This is a genomic window from Corynebacterium sp. HMSC06D04, assembly GCF_001807315.1.
Lineage (GTDB): Bacteria > Actinomycetota > Actinomycetes > Mycobacteriales > Mycobacteriaceae > Corynebacterium > Corynebacterium simulans.
In genome coordinates this window covers 100,351-121,033 of the sequence record NZ_KV788556.1, presented here as the reverse complement: position 1 = coordinate 121,033, position 20,683 = coordinate 100,351, and the positions used below count along the sequence as shown (strand labels likewise).

Sequence of the window (20,683 nt, the reverse complement as noted above, 5' to 3'; positions counted from 1 at the left end):
ACCGTAGTGACCGTCACAAGAAGCCAGCAGGGGCACCAGCTAGCGGCTATGAGACTTCGCAGATTCGTAAAGACAGATAGAAGCGGCGGTGGCGAGATTCAGCGACTCCGCGCGGCCCAAGATCGGGATGCGCACGCGCATGTCTGCCTCGTCGAGCAGCTCCCCCAGCCCGTGTGCCTCGTTGCCGAATAGCCACGCGGTGGGCTGGCTGAGATCTGCCTCCGCAAGGTCGACCTCGCCGTCGGCTGCGGTGGCAAGAATCTGCATACCAGACTTGCGCAACTGGCCTAGGACGTCCTTGATGTTAGGGTCGCGCGCAACGGGAACGTGGAAGAGCGAACCTGCTGAGGAACGCGCCACCTTGCAGCCTAGGGGATCCACGGTCTCGCCGGCGAAGATGACGCCATCGGCGCCCATGGCGTCAGAAGTCCTGATCAAGGTACCCGCGTTGCCTGGCTCCGAGGTCAAGACCGGAACCGAGACCAGACGTGGTTTGGCGTTGAGAATCTTGCCCACTGACCACAGCACCGGCTTGCAGAGGGCAAATAGCCCGGTGGTGCTTGCGGTATCAGACATGTGGCGCGCTGCTTTATCCGTGATGGGATGGACGTAGACATCCATGTAGCCGGCAGCGGTGACGATGTCTGCGAAACGCTCGGCTGCCTTCTCGGTGACGAAGACATCGGTTGCGGCACCGGTGGACACTGCCGCGTCCACCGCATTTTCGCCCTCAATGATGAACTGCTTGGCCTTGCGCCTATTAGCCGCGCGGTGCAGCTTGACCGCATTAACGATGCGCGGGGTTCTCTCAGTAAAAGCAGATTCAAAGTCCAATTCCATAGCCCCAAATCTAGCAGCGCATACGCCCCACACACCAAAAGGATTAAGCCACACCCCAAAAGCACCAAAAGCCCCAGAAAACCACCAAACCCACCACAGCAAAAGCCGTAGTGGGCGAGTATTAGAGCGCGGGCTTAAGTGAGCAAACGCTTAGCGACGCAGCGGGATACCGCGGCCATCGCGGTCGTAGCCGCCGGCACCAGCGATGATCATGATGAACTCGACGAACGCCCAGATCGAGAGAGCGCCACCGATAAAAAAGCCGATGAACACGACGAGGGTCACAGCGGAAACCGCGAACGTAATCAGCTGTGCGATACCGCGGTTGGTCTTGCCCAAGTAGAAGTTGTGCGCGCCCAAGTAGCCGAAGAAGAAAGCCAGCAGCATCGCTGCAACCCAGGACTTCTGCTCGACGCCTGCTGGGTACTGCTGAACTGGGTAGGCCTGGCCGTACTGTGGCTGACCGCCCTGGTATGGAGCAGGCGCAGGGGCGTTGTTGTTGAACTGCTGCGGCTGCTGTCCAAACGGGTTCTGCGGCTGGTTGCCGTAGCCTTGAGGGTTTCCGTTGTTTGGATAGGTCATAGAAGGCTCCTGAGAAATGGGCAAAAGATGAAAGAAAAGGAGTACACGCCGGAAAAGTCCGCGCCGTGTGTCACAGACAAATTAGCACGAGCTAACTGCGACTTCCTAGATGGGTATAGATAACTGGGGAAAAATCCCCAAATACATAAAAGCTCCCCCTATCCTTTCACACGATATTTGACGGAAAGTAGTAGCGGGAGCTTTAAAAGTAATACGCTTTGCGCATACCTATTTAACTAGGCAGCCTTCGGAGCGTTGATGTCCTCCGGCAGAGCAGCCTTGGCTGCCTCGCACAGTGCGGAGAATGCCTCGAAGTCGTTGACTGCGAGCTCAGCGAGGATCTTGCGGTCAACCTCGATCTCAGCCAGGCGCAGGCCGTGGATGAGGCGGTTGTAGGTGATGTCGTTCATGCGGGCAGCGGCGTTGATGCGCTGGATCCACAACTTACGGAACTCAGACTTACGGGCGCGACGATCGCGGTAAGCGTAAGTCATGGAGTGCAGCCACTGCTCCTTAGCCTTACGGTACAGGCGGGAACGCTGGCCGCGGTAGCCCTTAGCGGACTTCAGAATCGCGCGACGCTTCTTCTTAGCGTTAACTGAGCGCTTTACTCGTGCCACAGTATTACTTCCTTATCTTGTGTGGGTCTAGTAAGTGGGTTGATTCGGCGCTAATTAGGAGCGGCCGAGCAGGCGCTTTACGCGCTTGACGTCGGAAGGTGCAACGTCCTTGGTGCCCTTGAGACGACGGGTCTGCTTGGATGGCTTGCCCTCCAGCAGGTGGCGGCGGCCAGCCTGCTCACGGCGCAGCTTGCCGGAACCGGTCACCTTGATGCGCTTGGCGGTGCCCTTGTGGGTCTTCTGCTTCATGAGAATTAAGTCCTTAAATCCTAAGTGGAGTTTGGTCTACTTCTTGCCCTTGCGGACGGGTCCCAGAACCATGGTCATGTTGCGACCATCCTGCTTGGGGCGGGACTCGACGGAGCCGTACTCAGCGACATCCTCGGCGAGGCGCTCCAACAGGCGGAAACCAAGCTCCGGACGCGACTGCTCGCGGCCACGGAACATGATGGTTACCTTGACCTTGGAACCCTTCTCCAGGAAGCGCACCACGTTGCCCTTCTTGGTCTCATAATCGTGATCATCGATCTTCGGACGGAACTTCTGTTCCTTGACCACAGTCTGCTGTTGGTTCTTGCGGGCTTCGCGAGCCTTCTGAGCCTGCTCGTACTTAAACTTTCCGTAGTCCATGATCTTGGCTACGGGCGGCTTTGCATTAGGCGCAACCTCAACAAGATCAAGGTCTGCTTCATATGCAAGCTTGCGAGCATCATCAGTACGGACGATGCCCACCTGTTCACCACCGGGGCCAACTAGACGGACCTCGGGTACTCGGATGCGCTCATTGATGCGAGCTTCAGCGCTGATTGTGGTTCTCCTCGATTAAGGGGGTGGGTTAGTGATGTGCCTACCGAGACCACAAACGAAAAACCCGGTCTGCCATAAGGCAGCCGGGAGTTCTCACAAAAATGCCGAGGTATTAACCTCAACCCTTTTACCTTTATCCTTCGAACCAAAGAGATTCGCGGCTTCAGGTGGGAGAAACTCCGCTTGTGACCCGTGACCTCCTGGAGAAGGCCCTACGGGCGGTAGTGCTGATTAGTATAACCCCCACTTCACGCAGAGCCAAATCGCCACGCGCAACTAATTACGCGCTCACTGCCAGAGGTGACTACAGGAGCTCCTTCAGGAACTGACCTGTATAGGAACCTTCCACCTTTGCGACATCTTCTGGAGTGCCCTCGGCTACGACGCGACCGCCGCCATTTCCGCCTTCGGGGCCCATGTCAACGATCCAGTCAGCGGCCTTAATCACGTCAAGGTTGTGCTCGATGATAAGAACCGAGTTGCCCTTGTCCACCAGCCCTTGGATAACCAGCATGAGCTTGCGAATGTCCTCGAAGTGCAGGCCCGTGGTTGGCTCGTCCAGAATGTAGACGGTACGCCCCTTGGTGCGTTTTTGCAGCTCAGCAGCAAGCTTTACGCGCTGCGCCTCGCCGCCAGACAGCGTGGTGGCCGCTTGACCCAGGCGAACATAACCCAGTCCGACGTCGACAAGCGTGGCCAGGTAACGATGAATCGAGGTAATCGGCTCGAAAAACTCGGCAGCCTCGGAGATAGGCATGTTGAGGACCTCAGCGATGTTCTTGCCCTTGTAGAGTACCTCCAGGGTTTCACGGTTATAGCGCGCACCCTCACAGACCTCACACGGGACATAAACGTCCGGCAGGAAGTTCATCTCGATCTTCAACGTGCCGTCACCCTGGCAAGCCTCGCAGCGACCACCCTTGACGTTAAAGGAGAAACGGCCTGGCTTGTATCCGCGCACTTTTGCCTCTTGGGTCTCCGCAAAGAGGTTGCGGATCTTGTCGAATACACCGGTGTAGGTAGCCGGGTTGGAACGCGGGGTACGGCCGATCGGGCTCTGGTCCACCTGCACCAGCTTGTCGAGGTGCTCGACGCCCTCGACGCGCTTGGCGCGGCCTGGCACCTGGCGCGCACGGTTGAGCTTGTTAGACAGAGTCTTGGCCAGAATCTGGTTCACCACCGTGGACTTGCCGGAACCCGATACACCGGTGATGCAGCAAAGCACGCCTAGCGGGATTTCAACGTCGATGCCCTTCAAGTTGTTTTCCCGAGCGCCGACTACCTTGAGCTTGCGTTCAGGGTCAATCTCACGACGCTTATCCGGCACCGCCAGCACACGCTTGCCAGACAGATACTGACCCGTAAGCGATTCTTCCTTACCCATGATGCCGGCGGGCTCGCCTTGATAGACAACCTCGCCGCCGTACTCGCCGGCGCGCGGGCCAACATCAACAAGCCAGTCGGCCTCGCGGATGGTGTCTTCATCGTGCTCAACCACAATCAACGTATTGCCGATGTCACGGAGGCGCTTCAAAGTAGCGATGAGACGCTGATTGTCGCGCTGGTGCAGACCAATGGAAGGCTCATCCAGCACATACAGCACGCCAGCCAGACCCGAACCAATCTGGGTTGCCAGGCGGATGCGCTGCGCCTCACCACCAGAAAGCGTGGAAGCGCCACGATCCAAGGTGAGGTAATTCAGACCCACGTCGAGTAGGAATCGCAGGCGGGCCTGAATCTCCTTCAATACGGCGCCAGCGATGATTTCCTCGCGGTGCCCCAGTACGAGCGAGTCGAGGAATTCCGCGGCCTCTTCGATAGACAGCGCGGACAGCCCCGCAATGGACTTCTCGCCGTGCGCGGTGGAGGCAAGCCGCACAGCCAAGATCTCCGGGCGCAGGCGCGTGCCATTACAGGTATTGCAAGCCACCCGGCGGGTGTACTGCAGCAAGCGGTCCTTCTGCGACTCGGAATCGGCCTGCTCAAGCTTGCGCTCCAAGAAGCCGATCGCACCCTCAAAGGGAGCGGTCCAGTTGCGCTGCCTGCCGTAGCGGTTCTTATAGCGCACGTTTACTTCCACGTCGGTGCCATAAATCAGCGCATCGCGCTGCTGCTTTGTCAGCTGTGAAACCGGAGTCTGCGGATCAAAGCCCAACGTCTTACCAAGGCCCTCGACGAGTTTGACGAAGTAGCGCGAATTCGGGCTGGAATGCCACGGCTGGATGGCGTCGACTGCTGGAGCGTCAGGATCCGGAATCAGCAGATCTACGTCGACCTCAAGTCGGGTACCTAGACCGTCACATTCTGGACAGGAGCCGAAAGGCGCATTGAAGGAAAACGCACGCGGCTCGTATTCCTCGATGGTTAGGGTGTGACCATTGGGGCAGGCGGCCTTCTCCGAGTAGGTATGAGTGAGCTCGGGGCGATCGATGAAGTCGAGGGTAACGAGACCGTCTGACAGGCGGAGCGCAGTTTCGACAGAATCGGTCAGACGCTGCTTCTGTGAGGCCTTGACCTGCAAACGGTCCACCACCACGTCAATATCGTGCTTGATCTGCTTCTTCAGCGTCGGCGGCTCAGTTAATTGATAAACCTCGCCATCAACCCGCACGCGGGAGAAACCCTGAGATGCAAGATCGGCAAAGAGATCCACAAACTCGCCCTTGCGGTGTCGCACCACGGGAGCCAGGACCTGGAACTTTAGCTTTTCCTCGAGTTCAAGCACTGTGTCCACGATTTGCTGCGGGGTCTGACGCTCAATCACGGCGTCGCACTTCGGGCAATGCGGCGTGCCCGCGCGGGAGAATAAAAGGCGCAGATAGTCGTAGATCTCCGTGATGGTGCCCACCGTAGAACGCGGGTTGTGGTTGGTGGACTTCTGGTCAATTGAGACCGCGGGAGAAAGGCCATCAATGAATTCGACGTCAGGCTTGTCCATCTGACCTAGGAACATGCGGGCGTAGGAGCTCAGCGATTCAACATAACGCCGCTGGCCTTCCGCGAAGATAGTATCAAAAGCCAACGATGATTTACCGGAACCGGAAAGGCCGGTAAAGACCACCATCTTGTCGCGCGGCAGGTCGATATCGACGCCCTTGAGATTGTGCTCGCGAGCACCGCGTACGACCAAACGATCAGCCACTTATTGCCTCCTTTGTCAGCCTAGCTTCGCGCCCATCCTAGGTTCTGTTGGGGATAAGCAGCCAGACCAGTGAAAAATGTCTATCTCGAAATCTACCCGTAGGGTTGGACACATGAATAACGCACTAAAGCTCAAAAGTATTTCCGTGTCCGAGATGGACAACAACTGCTACCTCATCTGTGCCGGGGAAGAAGCACTGCTTGTCGACGCCGCGGATGACGCTCCCGCACTCCTCAACTTGGCCAAGGAAAACGGCGTCCGCATTAGCGCCGTGCTTACTACCCACCGCCACTGGGACCATGTCCGCGCCACTAAGGAAGTAATCAAAGCTACCGGCGCTACCCACTACGCCTCCTTCCTCGACTCCCCTGCGATGCCGGCGCCTGTCGACGTCGAGTTGAAGCAGGGAGACACACTGACTTTCGCAGGCCACGAATTCCCGGCGATTATTTTGCGCGGCCATACCCCAGGCGGCGTCGCCATCGCCGTCGATATCGATGGGACCACGAATCTCTTCGTGGGCGACAGCCTCTTCCCCGGCGGTGTGGGCCGCACCGATTCGGAAGGTGACTTTGTACGCCTTTATAAAGACGTCAACGAGCGCATCTTCGATGTCTACCCAGATTCCGCCATCGTGCGACCCGGCCACGGCAAATCCACCACTTTGGGTGAGGAGCGTCCAAAACTTGCTGAATGGTGGCAGCGCCGCTGGTAGATGCGACCTTTGTACACCAAGTGGTGGGTGGATAAGCACGGTTTCCACCCACAGCGGTCGGCGTTTTCCGTACACTGGTGAGAAGTTCATTACTTTACTCAATGAATCTCAACGAATGGAGTAACAAGTGATTCGTAAGTTTGCTCGCCCTATGCTGGCTTCTGTTTTTGTCTGGGACGGCGTCGATACCCTGCGTAACGCCTCCGACCACGTAGCCGAGACCGAGTCCGTTCTGCAGCGTCTGCGCAAGGTTGTCCCGGCACAGTACGCCGGTTACATCCCGAACGACCCAGAGCTGGCTGCCCGCGCAGTCGGCGGCCTGAAGGTCGGCGCCGGCTCCACCCTGGCGCTGGGCAAGGCACCGCGCACCTCCGCAGCAGTGTTGGCGCTTTCTACCCTGCCTAATCTCCTCGGCCGCAACGCTTTTTGGGAGGCAGAGGATTCTGAGGAGAAGAACAATCGCCGCAACGGTTTCATTACCAACACCGCTCTGCTTGGCGCACTGTTCATCGCTACCCAGGACACCGAGGGTAAGCCTTCCCTGGCATGGCGCGCATCCAAGTCCGCAGAGCGCACCAACAAGAAGATCCAGAAGGCTCTGCCGACCAAGTCCGAGCAGCAGAAGTTCGCTGATAACCTCTCCGACCGCGCCGATGAGTTCTCCACCAAGGCCAGCGATTGGTTCGAGGGCGCTAAGGAATACGTCGATGACAACAAGGATGACTGGCAGGCAACCGGCAAGGACCTGGTAGATTCCGCTCGCTCCTTCATCGAGGACAGCGCCGAGCAGGCAAAGAGCTTCATCGATGACAACAAGGATGACTGGCTGTCCACCGCCCAGGAAAACGCTGAGCTGGCTCGCAAAAAAGCTGTGAAGGCAGCTTCCAAGGCTCAGGAGCGCGCTGACTTCGCTCGCGCACAGGTTGATACCAAGGCCAACAAGCGTGCTGCCAAGAAGGCCTCCAAGCGCGCTGAGAAGCTGCAGAAGGAAGCTTCCAAGAAGCTCGACAAGGCAATCAACAAGTTCGGTGACCGCCTGAACTAAGCCTTTAACCTCCAACGGCCCAGCAAGGTATGCTGGGCCGTTGTCGTTTTTATCAATCTCTTCGCGCATTGAGGTGTATTAACCGTCGTGGCCTCCCCAGAACATAGCCCAAATCACCCGCAGAACGAGCAGGTAGCACAGGAGATTGCCGCTGAGCAGGCCTACGTTGACAGCCTCTTTTCAAGGCTGGACCACGAGGTCGCCCAAGCCAACGAACGCCTCAACGAGGTGCAGGCCGCAGTGGACCCGCACACGCCTGATGCGGATGCCCTAGTCCGCCGTGAAACGGAGTACCACGGCCTGCAAGCCAAGCTGGACCGTCTAAATCTCGCGCAGCTAGGCCTCGTCTTCGGCCGCATCGATATCGATGCCCCAGGCGATAATCCCACCGCAGAAGGCCTAGACCGCCGCTACATCGGCAGGATGGGCCTGGATGCCCGCGAAGAGAATTACCGCACTCTCCTGCTGGACTGGCGCGCGCCGATGGCACGTCCTTTCTACCTGGCCACCACTGCGCAGCCAGAGGGCGTTACGGTCCGCCGCCACATCCGTACCAAGGGCCGAACCGTAACTGATATCAACGATGAAGTCCTCTCCGGTGCTGGCGCGGCGGACGAGACCGCGGGCGTCGCCAGTGAGTCCGCGCTCTATCACGCGTTGCAGCGTGCTCGCACCGGCCACATGGAATCCATCGTGGAGACCATTCAGCGCGAGCAAGACGAGATCATCCGCGATAGCACCCGCGGCGTACTCGTGGTCGAAGGTGGTCCCGGGACGGGCAAGACCGCAGTCGCTTTGCACCGCGTGGCCTATCTCCTCTACACCCATCGCGAGCAGCTGGCGGCCACGGGTGTGCTCATCGTCGGGCCTAATTCCACCTTCCTTGACTACATCTCGCGCGTCCTTCCAGAACTGGGTGAAACCGGCGTGGTTCTTTCCACCATCGGTGAGCTCTTCCCCGGCGTTCGCCCCACCCACCAAGAGTCTTTGGCCGCGCGCGAAATCAAAGGCTCGGAGGCGATGGTGGAAATTCTCGCAGCCGCGGTGAAGAACAACCAGACGCTTCCTGCAGGCCCGCGCCGCATTCGCGCGGAGCACTTGGAGCTGACCGTCGACCCCGCGATGATTAAGGCGGCCCGCACCCGCGCGCGTCGTTCGCGCAAGCCGCACAATGACGCGCAGGCGGCCTTCGCCGAGCATCTCACGGAGTCACTCGCCCAGCAGATGGCTGAAAAGATTGGTGCCGACCCGCTAGGTGGCAAGAACCTGCTTTCGCGCGCGGACATCGACCAGCTCCACGATGACCTGGCGGAGGAACCACAAGTGCGCGAGCTCATCGACGAGTTCTGGCCTACCCTGGACCCGCGCGCAGTACTGGCGGATTTGCTATCTTCGCGTGCGCTTATCGACGCCGCGGCACCGGACTACGACGCCGAGACCCGCGACGGCCTGTACCGCGTGCAGGGCGACGCGTGGGCGCCTTCCGACGCCGCGCTCCTCGACGAGCTCGCGGTACTCATCGGCATGCCGAATCCAGAGGAGGAAAAGGCTGCCGCGGATCAGGCCTGGCGCGAGCAAGTTGCCGACGCCGAAGACGCGCTCGACATCTTGTCCTCCTCCGATTCCACAGACAACGACGATGACATGTTCGACGCCGAGATCCTGTCTGCACACGACGTCATCGACGCTGAGACCCTTGCCCGCCGCCAGGAGGTGCGCGATAACCGCACCACCGCGCAACGTGCCCAGGAAGACTACACGTGGGCCTACGGCCACATCATCGTCGACGAGGCCCAGGAATTAAGTCCGATGGAATGGCGCATGCTCTTTCGCCGCAGCCCTTCGCGCTGGATGACGCTCGTGGGCGATACCGCGCAAACCGGAGCGCCCGCTGGCGTAGACGATTGGGCCGAAACGCTTGAGCCCTTCGTGGCCCAGCGCTTCCGCCACCACAAGCTGACCGTGAACTACCGCACGCCGCAGCCGATTACCGAGCTGGCCAATTCCCTCCTCGAGCTCATTAACCCCGAGGCAGCTCCCGCCGTGGCGGTCCGCGACGGCGCGGAAGTCGTCTTCACCGCGCAGCCAGCAACGCACGCACCGGGGACTGTCACCGATGCCGACGGGCGATTGAACGCCGTCATCACGCGCGAGAACGTCGAGGAGATCAAGGGGCTCGAATTCGACCACGTGGTGGTCGTTGACCCTGATGCCATCGTGGCCGCCTCGCCACAGGGCCTGCAAAATCTCTACGTTGCGCTCACGCGTGCGACACAGACGCTGACCTTGGCCGGCCGCTTCCAAGAGACTTTCCACTAGTCTGGTGGGCATGGCTTTATCTGACATCGCACGCAAAATTGAACGCGCCACAAATAAGGCGGCGCTAGAGCGCACCACCCGCAAAGGCTGGACGCCGGAACTTACGGGTTATGCCGGATACGGCAACACGGAATTCGTCCACGTCTTGGGCCGCGTGCTCATGCACGATCCAGCGGCCGAGGCCACCGAGACATGGGCGCAGCGCGGTTACCGTCAGTTTTTCACGATTCAGGTAAACAACCTCGACGTCCGTGTCACGGTCAATGGCAAGACCGTCCACGGCCGGACCAATTACAACGGCTATATCGATATCTTGGTCCACGAGCATGGCCTAGGTGCCGGCTGGCACGAGGTAGTCATCGAGGCAGACGGCGCCGAGCCCATTACCTCCGAGGTGCTCATCGTGTCTGAGGACTCCCCACTGGGCGTCGTCAGCGATATCGATGACACCGTCATGGTGACCTGGCTGCCGCGTGCGATGACTGCGGCATGGAACTCGTGGGTCAAGCGCACCAACACCCGCCAGCCGGTTGAAGGCATGGCGCGCTTCTATCAGCAGTTGCAAGAACAGCACCCGGAGATGCCTTTCATCTACCTGTCCACCGGCGCGTGGAATACCTACGACACCTTGGTCAGCTTCATGGAGCACAACGGCTTCCCGCGTGGTCCACTCCTACTGACTGACTGGGGCCCTACCCCCACCGGGCTTTTCCGCAGCGGTCAAGAGCACAAGCGCGTGCAGCTGCGTAACCTCTTTATCGCTTTCCCATGGATGAAGTGGCTGCTCATCGGTGACGATGGCCAGCACGATCCGCTCACCTATGGTGATGCCGCGAACGAGCACCCAGACCGCGTGGCCGCGGTGGCCATCCGCAACCTTTCGCCACAGGAGCAGTTGCTCTCCCACGGTTCACTGGGCCCGCTTGCCGACGCCAACGAGGAAGGCTCGTTTAGCATCCCCCTCATCCAGGGCGGGGACGGCTCGGAGCTCGCCGCACAGATGCACAAGATTTCGGCGGAGCTTGAGGCTGGGGCCTTTGCAAAGGACGCACCGGAGACCGACGACGTCGAGTAGCACAAGCGAAAAGCCCAGTCAGATTCCCCGCGAGGGAATCTGACTGGGCTTTTTAAAGCAAGATATTAGCTCACGGTGTGAACAATCATGACGTCGCAGTCAGACTGGCGAGCGACGTCAGCCGGTACGGACCCCAGCAGGCGGCCGGTCAGGGAGTTGATGCCGCGGTTACCAACGACGAGCAGCTCAGCCTGATTGTCATTAACGATGGACATCAGAGCCTGGACCGGGGTGCCCGGGCGGACGGCGGTCTCTACCTTGGTGGCACCGAACTTCTCAGCGTGCTCCTTGCCGGTGGTGAGGTTAGCCTCTGCCTTCTGGTCACCCAGAATGGTCACGGAATCTTGGCGCAGGGTCTTGGAAGCCTGCTCCTGGTTCTCGTAATAAGCGCAACCGATGATAAGAGTTGCATCGAATGCGGCGGCGATCTTAGCGGCGCGCTCCACTGCCAGGAGGGAGGACTTGGAACCGTCAGTGCCGACCACGATCTTCTTGTAATCGCTCATGATGACCTTTCTTCAGGGGCCTTATACCCCAAATGATGATGCAGAATGTGCAAATTGCTAATCCTTATAAAGGCGCAAACGTAAGTTTAACAACTTTGTGACCTGTCCGTTGCGCAACGTGGCATTTTATACCCCGAATGGAAAGTGCTGTTTTTCTCACTTTTGGCGCCGTTTGTCGTCACCGCAGCACGCTAGATTCCCGCCTCTTTCAGGCCACGCATTTCCTTCTTCAAATCGGCAATTTCGTCACGCAAACGACCCGCCAATTCGAACTTCAACTCGCGGGCCGCAGCCCCCATTTGGGCGGTGAGGTCGTCGATAAGCTTTTGCACTTCGTCGGCAGCCATGCTCGAGACGTCGGGTTTGTCCACCATCGCCGCTGGGTCGGCGGAGTCCTGCTCTTCCCCATCGGATTCGTAGACCTGGTCCAAGATGTCCGCAATCTTCTTGCGCAGCGGCTGCGGGTCGATACCGTGTTCCTTGTTATAGGCAATCTGCTTTTCACGGCGGCGCTCGGTCTCATCAATGGCCTCTTGCATGGACTCGGTGATTTTGTCCGCGTACATGATGACCTCGCCCGAGACATTTCGAGCCGCACGGCCGATAGTCTGGATGAGCGAGGTAGTCGAGCGCAGGAAGCCCTCCTTATCCGCGTCCAGGATGGCCACCAGAGAGACCTCCGGAAGGTCAAGGCCCTCGCGCAGAAGGTTGATGCCCACGAGGACGTCGTATTCACCAAGGCGCAACTGACGCAGCAACTCCACGCGCTGTAGGGTGTCGATATCCGAATGCAGGTAACGGACCTTGACGCCGTGTTCTAAGAGATAGTCGGTGAGGTCCTCGGCCATGCGCTTGGTCAAGGTGGTAACGAGCACGCGTTCCTGCTTTGCGGTACGGGTGCGGATCTCGTCGATGAGATCGTCGATCTGCCCCTTGGTGGGCTTGACCGTCACCTTTGGGTCGATCAGGCCGGTTGGGCGAATGACCTGCTCGACATACTCGCCCTGGGAGGCAGTCAGCTCGTAGTTGCCCGGAGTAGCAGACATATAGACGGTCTGGCCCACGCGCTCTTCGAACTCGTCAAAGGTCAGCGGGCGGTTATCCGTGGCCGAAGGAAGGCGGAAGCCAAACTCCACGAGGTTGCGCTTGCGCGACATATCGCCTTCAAACATGCCGCCGATCTGCGGAACCGTCACGTGGGACTCGTCGATGATGGTCAGGAAGTCCTGCGGGAAGTAATCCAGCAGCGTGGCCGGCGCAGAACCTGCCGGGCGGCCGTCGATATGGCGGGAGTAATTCTCGATGCCTGAGCAAAAGCCCACCTGCTCGATCATCTCGAGGTCATACTCGGTGCGCATGCGCAGGCGCTGGGCTTCGAGCAGCTTGCCGCGATTTTCTAGATCCTCCAGGCGCTCAGCCAGTTCCGCCTTGATGTCTTCCACGGCCTTGGCCATGCGCTCCGGCCCCGCCACGTAGTGCGTCGCCGGGAAGATGCGCACCTCGTCGACGCGTTCTAAGACGTCACCGGTCAGCGGGTGGATGTAGTAAAGCTCATCGACATCGTCGCCGAAGAACTCAATGCGCACCGCACGCTCCTCATATGCCGGAATAATATCCACGGTATCGCCCTTGACACGGAAGGTACCGCGGGTAAAGCCGACGTCGTTGCGCTCGTATTGGATATCTACCAAAAGGCGCAGGAAGCGATCGCGGTCGATCTCCTCGCCTTCCTCAATGACCACCGAGCGGTCCAGGTAGGACTGCGGGGTACCCAAACCGTAAATGCACGAAACGGAGGAAACTACGACGACGTCGCGGCGGGACAGCAGCGACGAAGTGGCAGAGTGACGCAGCCGCTCGACGTCCTCATTGATGGAGGAATCCTTCTCGATGTAGGTATCGGTCTGCGCGATATAGGCCTCGGGCTGGTAGTAGTCGTAGTAAGAGACGAAGTACTCCACGGCGTTATGCGGCAGGAGCTGGCGCAGCTCGTTCGCAAGCTGTGCCGCCAGGGTCTTGTTCGGCGCCATAACCAGCGTGGGGCGCTGCTGTTGCTCAATCAGCCAGGCCGCCGTTGCCGACTTACCGGTACCGGTAGCGCCCATGAGCACGACATCGCTTTCGCCACGGCGCAGGCGCGCGTCTAGCTCCGCGATGGCGGAGGGCTGGTCTCCGGAGGGTTCAAACTCTGATTCCACCTTGAATTCGGCGGAGCGACGCTCCACCTCGCTCACTGGGCGATGCTCAGAGACCGGCAAAATTGGATGTTCCGCTGCAAATGCCATGCCCGCAAGTCTAGCGTTTTAGGGCAACGCGGCGCGCACAGCCATAATCCACGTCTCTAGCTCGCCGGTGGGTTCCCACAGTGCGTACACGGAAGAGGTATCCGGGTCGAGGGTGGCGTTAATCTGCTTGCGTAACCACGCCCGCGACTGCGGCTTGTAGAGCGCGTTGATGCTTTCTGCGCTGACACCCTGAGGCAAATGTTCAGGTGAGATCTTGGCCAACATACCAAGGGCAATGACCATCTCGGCCTCGTCGACGTCGAGTTGCGGGGCGGCGCACATGCGCTTGAAACGTTCGAAATCGAAGGAGCCATCACGAATGGCGGCGAGCAGGTCGCACGCCGCGTGATTGTCGAAAGGTCCTACATCCCACGTTCCCATAGATTGGAACAATAGGAAAGGAAAGTGAACGTAGCTAAAGCGCAGCGTTAACATTCATCGCTACAAAATTTAAATTTTCGCGTCGAGGGCCACCACCAGTCGCTCTACTTGCGGCACCAACGCCTCGCGCGCACCGTTGTTGTCGATGACGAAATCCGCTGCGGCCAGGCGCTCCTCATCCGGGATCTGTGCCGCTATCCGACGCCGCGCGTCTTCCTCGTCCAAACCTCGGAACTCGACGAGGCGGCGCACGCGCTCCTTAACAGCGACGTCGACCACGACCGTATAGTCCATGCCGTGGTGCAGGCCTTTGTCCACCAACAAGGGCATGTCATAGACGGTAAAAGCTTCACCGCGTTTGCGGGCATGCGCGAACCGGGATTCGGTCTCGGCCGCAATGCGCGGGTGGGTGATTTCGTTGAGGCGCGCGGTAGAGGCGGCGTCGCCAAACGCGCGCTGTGCCAACAAGCCTCGATTCAAGCTGCCGTCCGCCTGGAGGATATCGGAACCGAACGATTCTGCCAGCTCCGCTAGGGCGGGCTGGCCCGGCTCGACGATGTCGCGCGCAATCTGATCTGCGTCGACCACGTTCCAGCCGCGTTCTGCCAGAAGCTCGGCCACGGTGGACTTGCCGCTTCCTATGCCACCGGTTAAACCAATCAGTTTCATAATTGGCCAGGGTACGCGAAAAGGCCGCACCCCGCGTTTGGAAGCAAACGGAGGATGCGGCCTTTATGAGCTAGCTGGGATTAGTTGCCAGCGAGCTTGTCGCGCAGAGCAGCAAGCTGCTCGTCGGAAGCCAGGGAGCCGCCAACCTCAGCCGAAGCCTCGGATGCCGGAGCTGCATCGTTGGACTCGGAGGAGTAGTTGGAGGACTCGTTAGCCTCTGCAGCCTCAGCGGCTGCGGCACGGTTGCGCTCGATCTGAGCGGTGTGCAGGTTGAAGCGACGCTCGGACTCTGCGTAGCGTGCCTCCCAAGCCTGACGCTGCTCGTCGTAGCCCTCGAGCCACTCGTTGGTCTCTGGGTCGAAGCCCTCTGGGAAGACGTAGTTGCCCTGCTCGTCGTAGGAGTCAGCCATGCCGTACTTGGACGGATCGAACTCTTCGGTGTAGTCCTCGTCTGCCTGCTTAACGGACAGGGAGATACGACGACGCTCGAGATCGATGTCGATGACCTTGACCATGACTTCCTGGCCAACGGTGACAACCTGGTCCGGAACCTCGACGTGGCGCTGAGCCAGCTCGGAGATGTGAACCAGGCCCTCGATGCCCTCTTCGACGCGAACGAATGCGCCGAACGGAACGAGCTTGGTGACCTTGCCCGGGACGATCTGGCCCACAGCGTGGGTGCGGGCGAATACGCGCCACGGATCTTCCTGGGTAGCCTTCAGGGACAGGGAGACGCGCTCGCGGTCGAGATCAACGTCGAGAACCTCAACGGTGACCTCGTCACCGACGGTGACGACCTCAGATGGGTGATCGATGTGCTTCCAGGACAGCTCGGAAACGTGAACCAGGCCGTCGACACCGCCGAGGTCGACGAATGCGCCGAAGTTGACGATGGAGGAAACAACGCCCTTGCGGACCTGGCCCTTCTGCAGCTGGTGCAGGAACTCGGAGCGAACCTCAGACTGGGTCTGCTCGAGGAATGCACGGCGGGACAGAACAACGTTGTTACGCTGCTTGTCCAACTCGATGATCTTTGCTTCCAGCTCCTGGCCGATGTACGGCTCCAGGTCGCGGACGCGACGCATCTCGACGAGGGAAGCAGGCAGGAAGCCACGCAGGCCGATGTCCAGGATGAGGCCACCCTTGACAACCTCGATAACGGTACCGGTAACTGGCTCTTCCTTGGCGTGCAGCTCCTCGACTGCGCCCCAAGCACGCTCGTACTGTGCGCGCTTCTTGGACAGGATCAGACGGCCTTCCTTGTCCTCCTTGGTGAGAACGAGTGCGTCGATCTGATCGCCGACCTCGACGACCTCATCTGGGTCGACGTCGTGCTTGATGGACAGCTCGCGGGATGGGATGACGCCTTCGGTCTTGTATCCGATGTCGAGCAGGACCTCGTCGTGGTCAACCTTGACCACGGTGCCCTCGACGATGTCACCATCGTTGAAGTACTTGATGGTGGCGTCAACGGCAGCGAGGAAGTCCTCAGCGGTTCCGATGTCGTTGATCGCAACCTGAGGGGTGTTAGAAGTTGGCATATGTAGAAATGCTCCGAGTTGATGTAGGAGATCGTAAATGGACAGTTACGCGTCTCTCGAAAAGCGTCTCTAAACAGGCAAGATAGCGATAGTTTAGGATGGATTCCGATCCCGCCGTGACGATGTATAAAGCCCTCCTACGGAAGCCTCAGACAACCCACGGCATAGACACGCCCGTGCAATACTACATCCGCGCAGTTAAAACGGCAAATACTTCAATTTTTCACAAGGACTTCATCCATGCAGACTCCCTCTCGCGCAAACCAATCCTTTTGGGACAACGATGCCGCGGCCTATCATGCCGCGCATCCGGAATATCTTTCCTCCTTTTATTGGTGCCCGGAGATGCTGCACGAGGCTGACGCACACCTGCTTGGCGACGCCGCCTTCCTCGCCGCCGCGCGCGTGCTCGAGATTGGCTGTGGTTCAGCACCTTGTACCGCGTGGTTGCAGGATAAGGCGGGCTTTGCCACCGGCTTCGATATCTCACGCGGCATGCTCTCCCACGCGCCGAGCGGCCTGCCGCTAGTACAGGCAGATGCCCTAGCGCTGCCCTATGCCGACGAGTCCTTCGACATCGCCTTTTCCGCTTTCGGCGCTTTCCCTTTTATTGCTGACTTAGACGCGGCGCTGACCGAGGTCCGCCGCGTGTTGCGCCCGGGCGGGCGCTTGGTCATCTCCGCTACTCACCCGATGCGCTGGATTTTCCCCGATGACCCGCTAAACCTCACCGCTGAGCTCTCCTACTTCGACCGCGCCTACTTAGAGCACGACACTGATGGCAACTTGAGCTACGCGGAGTTCCACCGCACACTCGGCGACTGGGTGCGCGCGCTACAAACCCGCGGCGGTTTTCTCATCGAGGACGTCCTCGAGCCGGAGTGGCCGCAAGACCTCGACATCACCTGGGGCCAGTGGTCGCGCGAGCGCGGCGAAATCTTCCCCGGCAGCATCATTTTTATCTGCACCGCCGTTTAGTAGCAATCGACTATGAGTAATCTATAGCGCATGGATTTTTTGGTTAAAGAGCGCCTGGGCATCACCCTCCGCCGCGTCGTGGCGTGGTGGATTGATGCCTTCCTCGCCGCCGCCATCATCATGGTGGTGCGGTGGACCATCAACGCGCTTTTCGACGCCCCCATCACCGGCCACGCCGCCGCCATCTACGACATCGCGGCCCTTGCCGGCGTGTTCTACCTCTACCGCGTTATCTGTGAGGCACGCAAGCGCACCTCGCTGGGCAAATGGTCGCTGCAGCTGCACGTCATCACTGACAAGCCCGGCTGGTGGTCGGCCGCGCTGCGCAATAGCTGGATTCTTCTCACGCTCATCTCTTTAACCGGCGTGCCACACGTGGAGGCAGTAGTTCTCGGCGTGCTGGGAATATCGGTTTTGGCAACGGGCCAAACGCCCTTCGACCTGCTGGCTAATTGCCTAGTCGAGCGCCGCCCACTGCCTTTCTAACTTCGCCTTCGCGTAGGCCGGGATACCGTGGTCCTCGATGCCCTGGGCTACCAGGCGTGCGCGGGCCTTAGTGCGCTGCGGCATCCCAATCCTTACCGGCACCGGCGGAGACCTCGAGCGGGACGTTGAGCTCGATGGCCGAATCCATCTCGCGTTCTAGAATCTCGCGGACCGCATCAGCCTCGCCTGGGGCGACTTCCACCACAAGCTCGTCGTGGACCTGCAGCAGCACGCGGGAGCGCATGCCCTCAAGCGCCCTATCCACGCGAATCATGGCGACCTTGATGATGTCCGCAGCCGTGCCCTGAATCGGAGCGTTCAGCGCTGCACGTTCGGCATTCTCACGCGCGAGGCGATTATCGGAGTTCAGCTCCGGCAGGTAGCGACGGCGCCCGAAGACGGTCGCGGTGTAGCCATCCTTGCGGGCTTGCTCAACGACGTTGTCGAGGTAGCGCTTCACGCCACCGAAACGCTCGAAATAGCTTTCCATGATCTCCTTGGCCTCGCGGGCCGGGATGCCCAGCTGCTGGGACAAGCCAAACGCGGAAAGCCCATAGACTAGACCATAAGACATCGCCTTGACACGGCGGCGTAGCTCCGAGGTCACCTCATCGACCGGCACGTCGAAGACCTTCGAGCCGACGTAGTTGTGCAGATCCTCGCCCTCGCGATAGGCCTCGATAAGCCCTGGATCCTCAGACAGGTGCGCCATCACGCGCATCTCAATCTGGGAATAATCGGCCGTCATCAAGGTCTCGAACTCCGCGCCCACGATGAACGCAGAGCGAATCTGGCGCCCTGCCTCCGTGCGCACTGGGATGTTCTGCAGGTTCGGCTCGGTGGAGGAAAGTCGACCCGTGGAAGCCACCGTCTGGTTGAAGGTGGTGTGGATGCGACCGTCCGGCTGCACGGTCTTAATGAGGCCTTCCAGGGTGGTCTTCATCTTCTGGTACTCGCGGTGGGCAAGCAGATGATCGAGGAACGGGTGCGGGTGGTTGACCGCCAGCTGCTCAATCTCCTTGGCCGCGGTGGAATAGCCCGTCTTAGTCTTCTTCGTCTTCGGCATCTCGAAGGTCTCGAAGAGCACGGTCTGCAGCTGCTTTGGCGAGTTCAAGTTCAGCGTCTCGTCGCCAGCCAGCTCGCGGGCAGCGCGCTCCTGCTCGGCAACCTGCTCGATGAAGGCATCGCGCTGGGTTTCTAGAATCTCCACGTCCACGGCGATACCGGTGGCCTCCATGCGCGCGAGGATGCTCACGAGCGGCAGCTCCAAGTCGGCATAAAGCTCGAAGGAATCGATATCCTGCAGCTGCTTAGTAAGCGCCGCGGCCAGCTCCATGATGGCACCCGCCTGCTCCACCAGGGAAGAATCATCCAGCAGCGAGAGCTGGTCGCTGGCCTGGGCGAGAGTCTTTTTCAGGTGGCGTTGATAGACATCCGGCAGGTCATAGGTGCGCTGGCCTGGGCGCAGCAGGTAGGCAGCGATCGCGGTATCGTGCGCGATGCCACGCAGCTCGATGCCGCGGCCTGCCAGCATATGGAAAGCGGCCTTGGCCTCATGAAAATACTTCGGCGCAGAAGAAGAAAGCCAGGCGGCGAGCGCGGCGTCATCCTCCGCGCTCAATTCGCCAAGTTCGACCTGCATGCCTTCAAAGTCGGCGTCGACAAGCGCGAGCGCGCTGGCATCGCCCTGGCCCGGGCGGGAGTCACCAGTGACGAAGACCGCGACGTGCTCCTTGCCCTCCAACCACTGGGCCAAAGGCTTGTCGACGACCTTAATCTCCTGCGTCGGCGCCTCCTCCACGGCCGGCGCCCCACCGCCGTCGTTCGGGATGGCCTCCAGCACGCGCTCGCGGAGATTGGTGCCGAACTCGAGCTCGTCGAACTTCTCGGCCACCTCGCTAACGGTCGCGCCTTGGAATGCCAGATCGTCTGGACCGATCTCCAAATCCATGTCCGTGATCATCTGCGTAAGTTTGCGGTTCATGCGTACCTGCTCGATGCGATCGCGGAAGTTCTGGCCGGCCACGCCCTTGATTTCCGCGGCGTGCTCGATAAGACCCTCGAGGGTGCCGTATTGGAGGATCCACTTGGTGGCCGTCTTCTCGCCCACCTTGGGAACGCTCGGCAGGTTATCGGAAGGATCGCCGCGCAGGGCCGCAAAATCCGGATACTGCTGCGGAGTCAGACCGTACTTCTCCTCCACCGCGGCCGGGGTAAAGCGATGCAGGGTGGAAACTCCACGCATGGGATACAACACGGTGGTGTCCTCGTTGACCAGCTGCAGGTAGTCGCGGTCGCCGGTAACGATGAGGGTTTCATAGTTATCGGCCTGGGTAGCCAGCGTGGCCACGATGTCATCGGCCTCGAAGTTCTCGCGGGATAGCGTGGTGATGCCCAGGGTTCCGAGCACCTCGCGGATGAGCTCTACCTGGCCGCGGAACTCCTCAGGCGCGGCCTCGCGCTGGGCCTTGTACTCCGGGAACATCTCGGTACGGAAGGTCTTGCGCCCGACGTCGAAAGCCACGCCCACGAACTCCGGCTTCTCCTCGGCGACGATGTTGGAGAGCATGGACAAAAATCCATACACCGCATTCGTGTGCTGGCCGCCGGAAGTGGCGAAGTTTTCTGCCGGCAGCGCATAAAAAGCGCGGAAGGCCATAGAGTGGCCGTCGATAAGCAAAAGGCGCGGTTT

Annotated in this window: 18 protein-coding genes; 6 read left to right on the top strand and 12 right to left on the bottom strand. The window is 59.8% G+C overall.

Annotated elements, in window-relative coordinates; translation table 11 throughout:
* Positions 1-39 precede the first annotated feature (39 nt).
* The 6 genes from HMPREF3155_RS09565 to uvrA form a co-directional block, all read right to left on the bottom strand.
* Positions 40-840: a TrmH family RNA methyltransferase gene (locus HMPREF3155_RS09565; RefSeq protein ID WP_061922657.1), complete on the bottom strand. Its 801-nt coding sequence runs from the start codon at positions 838-840 to the stop codon at positions 40-42.
* A gap of 150 nt (positions 841-990) precedes the next feature.
* Positions 991-1,422, bottom strand: a complete 432-nt coding sequence (locus HMPREF3155_RS09560; protein WP_070433182.1) for a TM2 domain-containing protein — start codon at positions 1,420-1,422, stop codon at positions 991-993.
* 236 nt (positions 1,423-1,658) lie between these two features.
* A complete protein-coding gene (rplT, locus tag HMPREF3155_RS09555; RefSeq protein WP_061922666.1) occupies positions 1,659-2,042 on the bottom strand; it encodes a 50S ribosomal protein L20 in 384 nt (127 codons plus the stop codon).
* 54 nt (positions 2,043-2,096) lie between these two features.
* Positions 2,097-2,291, bottom strand: a complete 195-nt coding sequence (rpmI, locus tag HMPREF3155_RS09550) for a 50S ribosomal protein L35 (protein WP_046646844.1) — start codon at positions 2,289-2,291, stop codon at positions 2,097-2,099.
* 36 nt (positions 2,292-2,327) lie between these two features.
* The gene (gene infC / locus HMPREF3155_RS09545) at positions 2,328-2,849 is read right to left on the bottom strand and encodes a translation initiation factor IF-3 (RefSeq protein ID WP_082778602.1); all 522 of its coding nucleotides are present in this window, start codon (positions 2,847-2,849) and stop codon (positions 2,328-2,330) included.
* A gap of 304 nt (positions 2,850-3,153) precedes the next feature.
* Positions 3,154-5,991, bottom strand: a complete 2,838-nt coding sequence (gene uvrA, locus HMPREF3155_RS09540) for an excinuclease ABC subunit UvrA (protein WP_070433181.1) — start codon at positions 5,989-5,991, stop codon at positions 3,154-3,156.
* Between the two features lie 112 nt (positions 5,992-6,103).
* Between uvrA and HMPREF3155_RS09535 the strand changes: the two genes are divergently transcribed.
* The 4 genes from HMPREF3155_RS09535 (at position 6,104) to HMPREF3155_RS09520 (ending at position 11,145) form a co-directional block, all read left to right on the top strand.
* Positions 6,104-6,706 (top strand): MBL fold metallo-hydrolase, encoded by a 603-nt coding sequence (locus HMPREF3155_RS09535; RefSeq protein WP_061922676.1) that lies wholly within the window; start codon positions 6,104-6,106, stop codon positions 6,704-6,706.
* Positions 6,707-6,833: 127 nt separating this feature from the next.
* The gene (locus HMPREF3155_RS09530; protein ID WP_062038930.1) at positions 6,834-7,751 is read left to right on the top strand and encodes a DoxX family protein; all 918 of its coding nucleotides are present in this window, start codon (positions 6,834-6,836) and stop codon (positions 7,749-7,751) included.
* 87 nt (positions 7,752-7,838) lie between these two features.
* A complete protein-coding gene (locus tag HMPREF3155_RS09525; RefSeq protein WP_070433180.1) occupies positions 7,839-10,070 on the top strand; it encodes a HelD family protein in 2,232 nt (743 codons plus the stop codon).
* A 10-nt stretch (positions 10,071-10,080) separates the two neighbouring features.
* Complete coding sequence (locus HMPREF3155_RS09520) at positions 10,081-11,145, top strand: App1 family protein (protein ID WP_070433179.1); 1,065 nt, start codon at positions 10,081-10,083, stop codon at positions 11,143-11,145.
* A 65-nt stretch (positions 11,146-11,210) separates the two neighbouring features.
* Here the strand turns inward: HMPREF3155_RS09520 and HMPREF3155_RS09515 are convergent, their stop codons facing one another.
* The 5 genes from HMPREF3155_RS09515 to rpsA form a co-directional block, all read right to left on the bottom strand.
* Positions 11,211-11,651 carry a universal stress protein gene (locus tag HMPREF3155_RS09515; protein ID WP_061922687.1) on the bottom strand — a complete coding sequence of 147 codons (441 nt, stop codon included), beginning with the start codon at positions 11,649-11,651 and terminating at the stop codon, positions 11,211-11,213.
* Between the two features lie 191 nt (positions 11,652-11,842).
* Positions 11,843-13,936 carry an excinuclease ABC subunit UvrB gene (gene uvrB, locus HMPREF3155_RS09510; RefSeq protein WP_062038921.1) on the bottom strand — a complete coding sequence of 698 codons (2,094 nt, stop codon included), beginning with the start codon at positions 13,934-13,936 and terminating at the stop codon, positions 11,843-11,845.
* A gap of 18 nt (positions 13,937-13,954) precedes the next feature.
* Positions 13,955-14,317 (bottom strand): DUF4259 domain-containing protein, encoded by a 363-nt coding sequence (locus tag HMPREF3155_RS09505; protein ID WP_096336802.1) that lies wholly within the window; start codon positions 14,315-14,317, stop codon positions 13,955-13,957.
* Between the two features lie 69 nt (positions 14,318-14,386).
* The gene (gene coaE, locus HMPREF3155_RS09500) at positions 14,387-14,986 is read right to left on the bottom strand and encodes a dephospho-CoA kinase (protein WP_070433178.1); all 600 of its coding nucleotides are present in this window, start codon (positions 14,984-14,986) and stop codon (positions 14,387-14,389) included.
* Between the two features lie 80 nt (positions 14,987-15,066).
* The gene (gene rpsA, locus HMPREF3155_RS09495) at positions 15,067-16,527 is read right to left on the bottom strand and encodes a 30S ribosomal protein S1 (RefSeq protein WP_062038914.1); all 1,461 of its coding nucleotides are present in this window, start codon (positions 16,525-16,527) and stop codon (positions 15,067-15,069) included.
* Positions 16,528-16,767: 240 nt separating this feature from the next.
* On the opposite strand from rpsA, the gene HMPREF3155_RS09490 reads away from it, so the two are divergent.
* Both HMPREF3155_RS09490 and HMPREF3155_RS09485 read left to right on the top strand, forming a co-directional pair.
* Positions 16,768-17,505 carry a class I SAM-dependent methyltransferase gene (locus tag HMPREF3155_RS09490; protein ID WP_070433177.1) on the top strand — a complete coding sequence of 246 codons (738 nt, stop codon included), beginning with the start codon at positions 16,768-16,770 and terminating at the stop codon, positions 17,503-17,505.
* A 30-nt stretch (positions 17,506-17,535) separates the two neighbouring features.
* Positions 17,536-17,991 (top strand): RDD family protein, encoded by a 456-nt coding sequence (locus tag HMPREF3155_RS09485; protein ID WP_210385660.1) that lies wholly within the window; start codon positions 17,536-17,538, stop codon positions 17,989-17,991.
* A gap of 67 nt (positions 17,992-18,058) precedes the next feature.
* Here the strand turns inward: HMPREF3155_RS09485 and polA are convergent, their stop codons facing one another.
* Positions 18,059-20,650, bottom strand: a complete 2,592-nt coding sequence (polA, locus tag HMPREF3155_RS09480; protein WP_246817724.1) for a DNA polymerase I — start codon at positions 20,648-20,650, stop codon at positions 18,059-18,061.
* Positions 20,651-20,683: the final 33 nt, after the last annotated feature.

Bases quoted from the DNA above. Each gene is read 5' to 3' on its own strand.
- HMPREF3155_RS09565 (WP_061922657.1), bottom strand. From the start codon at position 840: ATGGAATTGGACTTTGAATCTGCTTTTACTGAGAGAACCCCGCGCATC.
- HMPREF3155_RS09560 (WP_070433182.1), bottom strand. From the start codon at position 1,422: ATGACCTATCCAAACAACGGAAACCCTCAAGGCTACGGCAACCAGCCG.
- rpmI (WP_046646844.1), bottom strand. From the start codon at position 2,291: ATGAAGCAGAAGACCCACAAGGGCACCGCCAAGCGCATCAAGGTGACC.
- HMPREF3155_RS09535 (WP_061922676.1), top strand. From the start codon at position 6,104: ATGAATAACGCACTAAAGCTCAAAAGTATTTCCGTGTCCGAGATGGAC.
- HMPREF3155_RS09520 (WP_070433179.1), top strand. From the start codon at position 10,081: ATGGCTTTATCTGACATCGCACGCAAAATTGAACGCGCCACAAATAAG.
- HMPREF3155_RS09515 (WP_061922687.1), bottom strand. From the start codon at position 11,651: ATGAGCGATTACAAGAAGATCGTGGTCGGCACTGACGGTTCCAAGTCC.
- uvrB (WP_062038921.1), bottom strand. From the start codon at position 13,936: ATGGCATTTGCAGCGGAACATCCAATTTTGCCGGTCTCTGAGCATCGC.
- HMPREF3155_RS09505 (WP_096336802.1), bottom strand. From the start codon at position 14,317: ATGGGAACGTGGGATGTAGGACCTTTCGACAATCACGCGGCGTGCGAC.
- coaE (WP_070433178.1), bottom strand. From the start codon at position 14,986: ATGAAACTGATTGGTTTAACCGGTGGCATAGGAAGCGGCAAGTCCACC.
- rpsA (WP_062038914.1), bottom strand. From the start codon at position 16,527: ATGCCAACTTCTAACACCCCTCAGGTTGCGATCAACGACATCGGAACC.
- HMPREF3155_RS09490 (WP_070433177.1), top strand. From the start codon at position 16,768: ATGCAGACTCCCTCTCGCGCAAACCAATCCTTTTGGGACAACGATGCC.
- HMPREF3155_RS09485 (WP_210385660.1), top strand. From the start codon at position 17,536: ATGGATTTTTTGGTTAAAGAGCGCCTGGGCATCACCCTCCGCCGCGTC.
- polA (WP_246817724.1), bottom strand. From the start codon at position 20,650: ATGGCCTTCCGCGCTTTTTATGCGCTGCCGGCAGAAAACTTCGCCACT.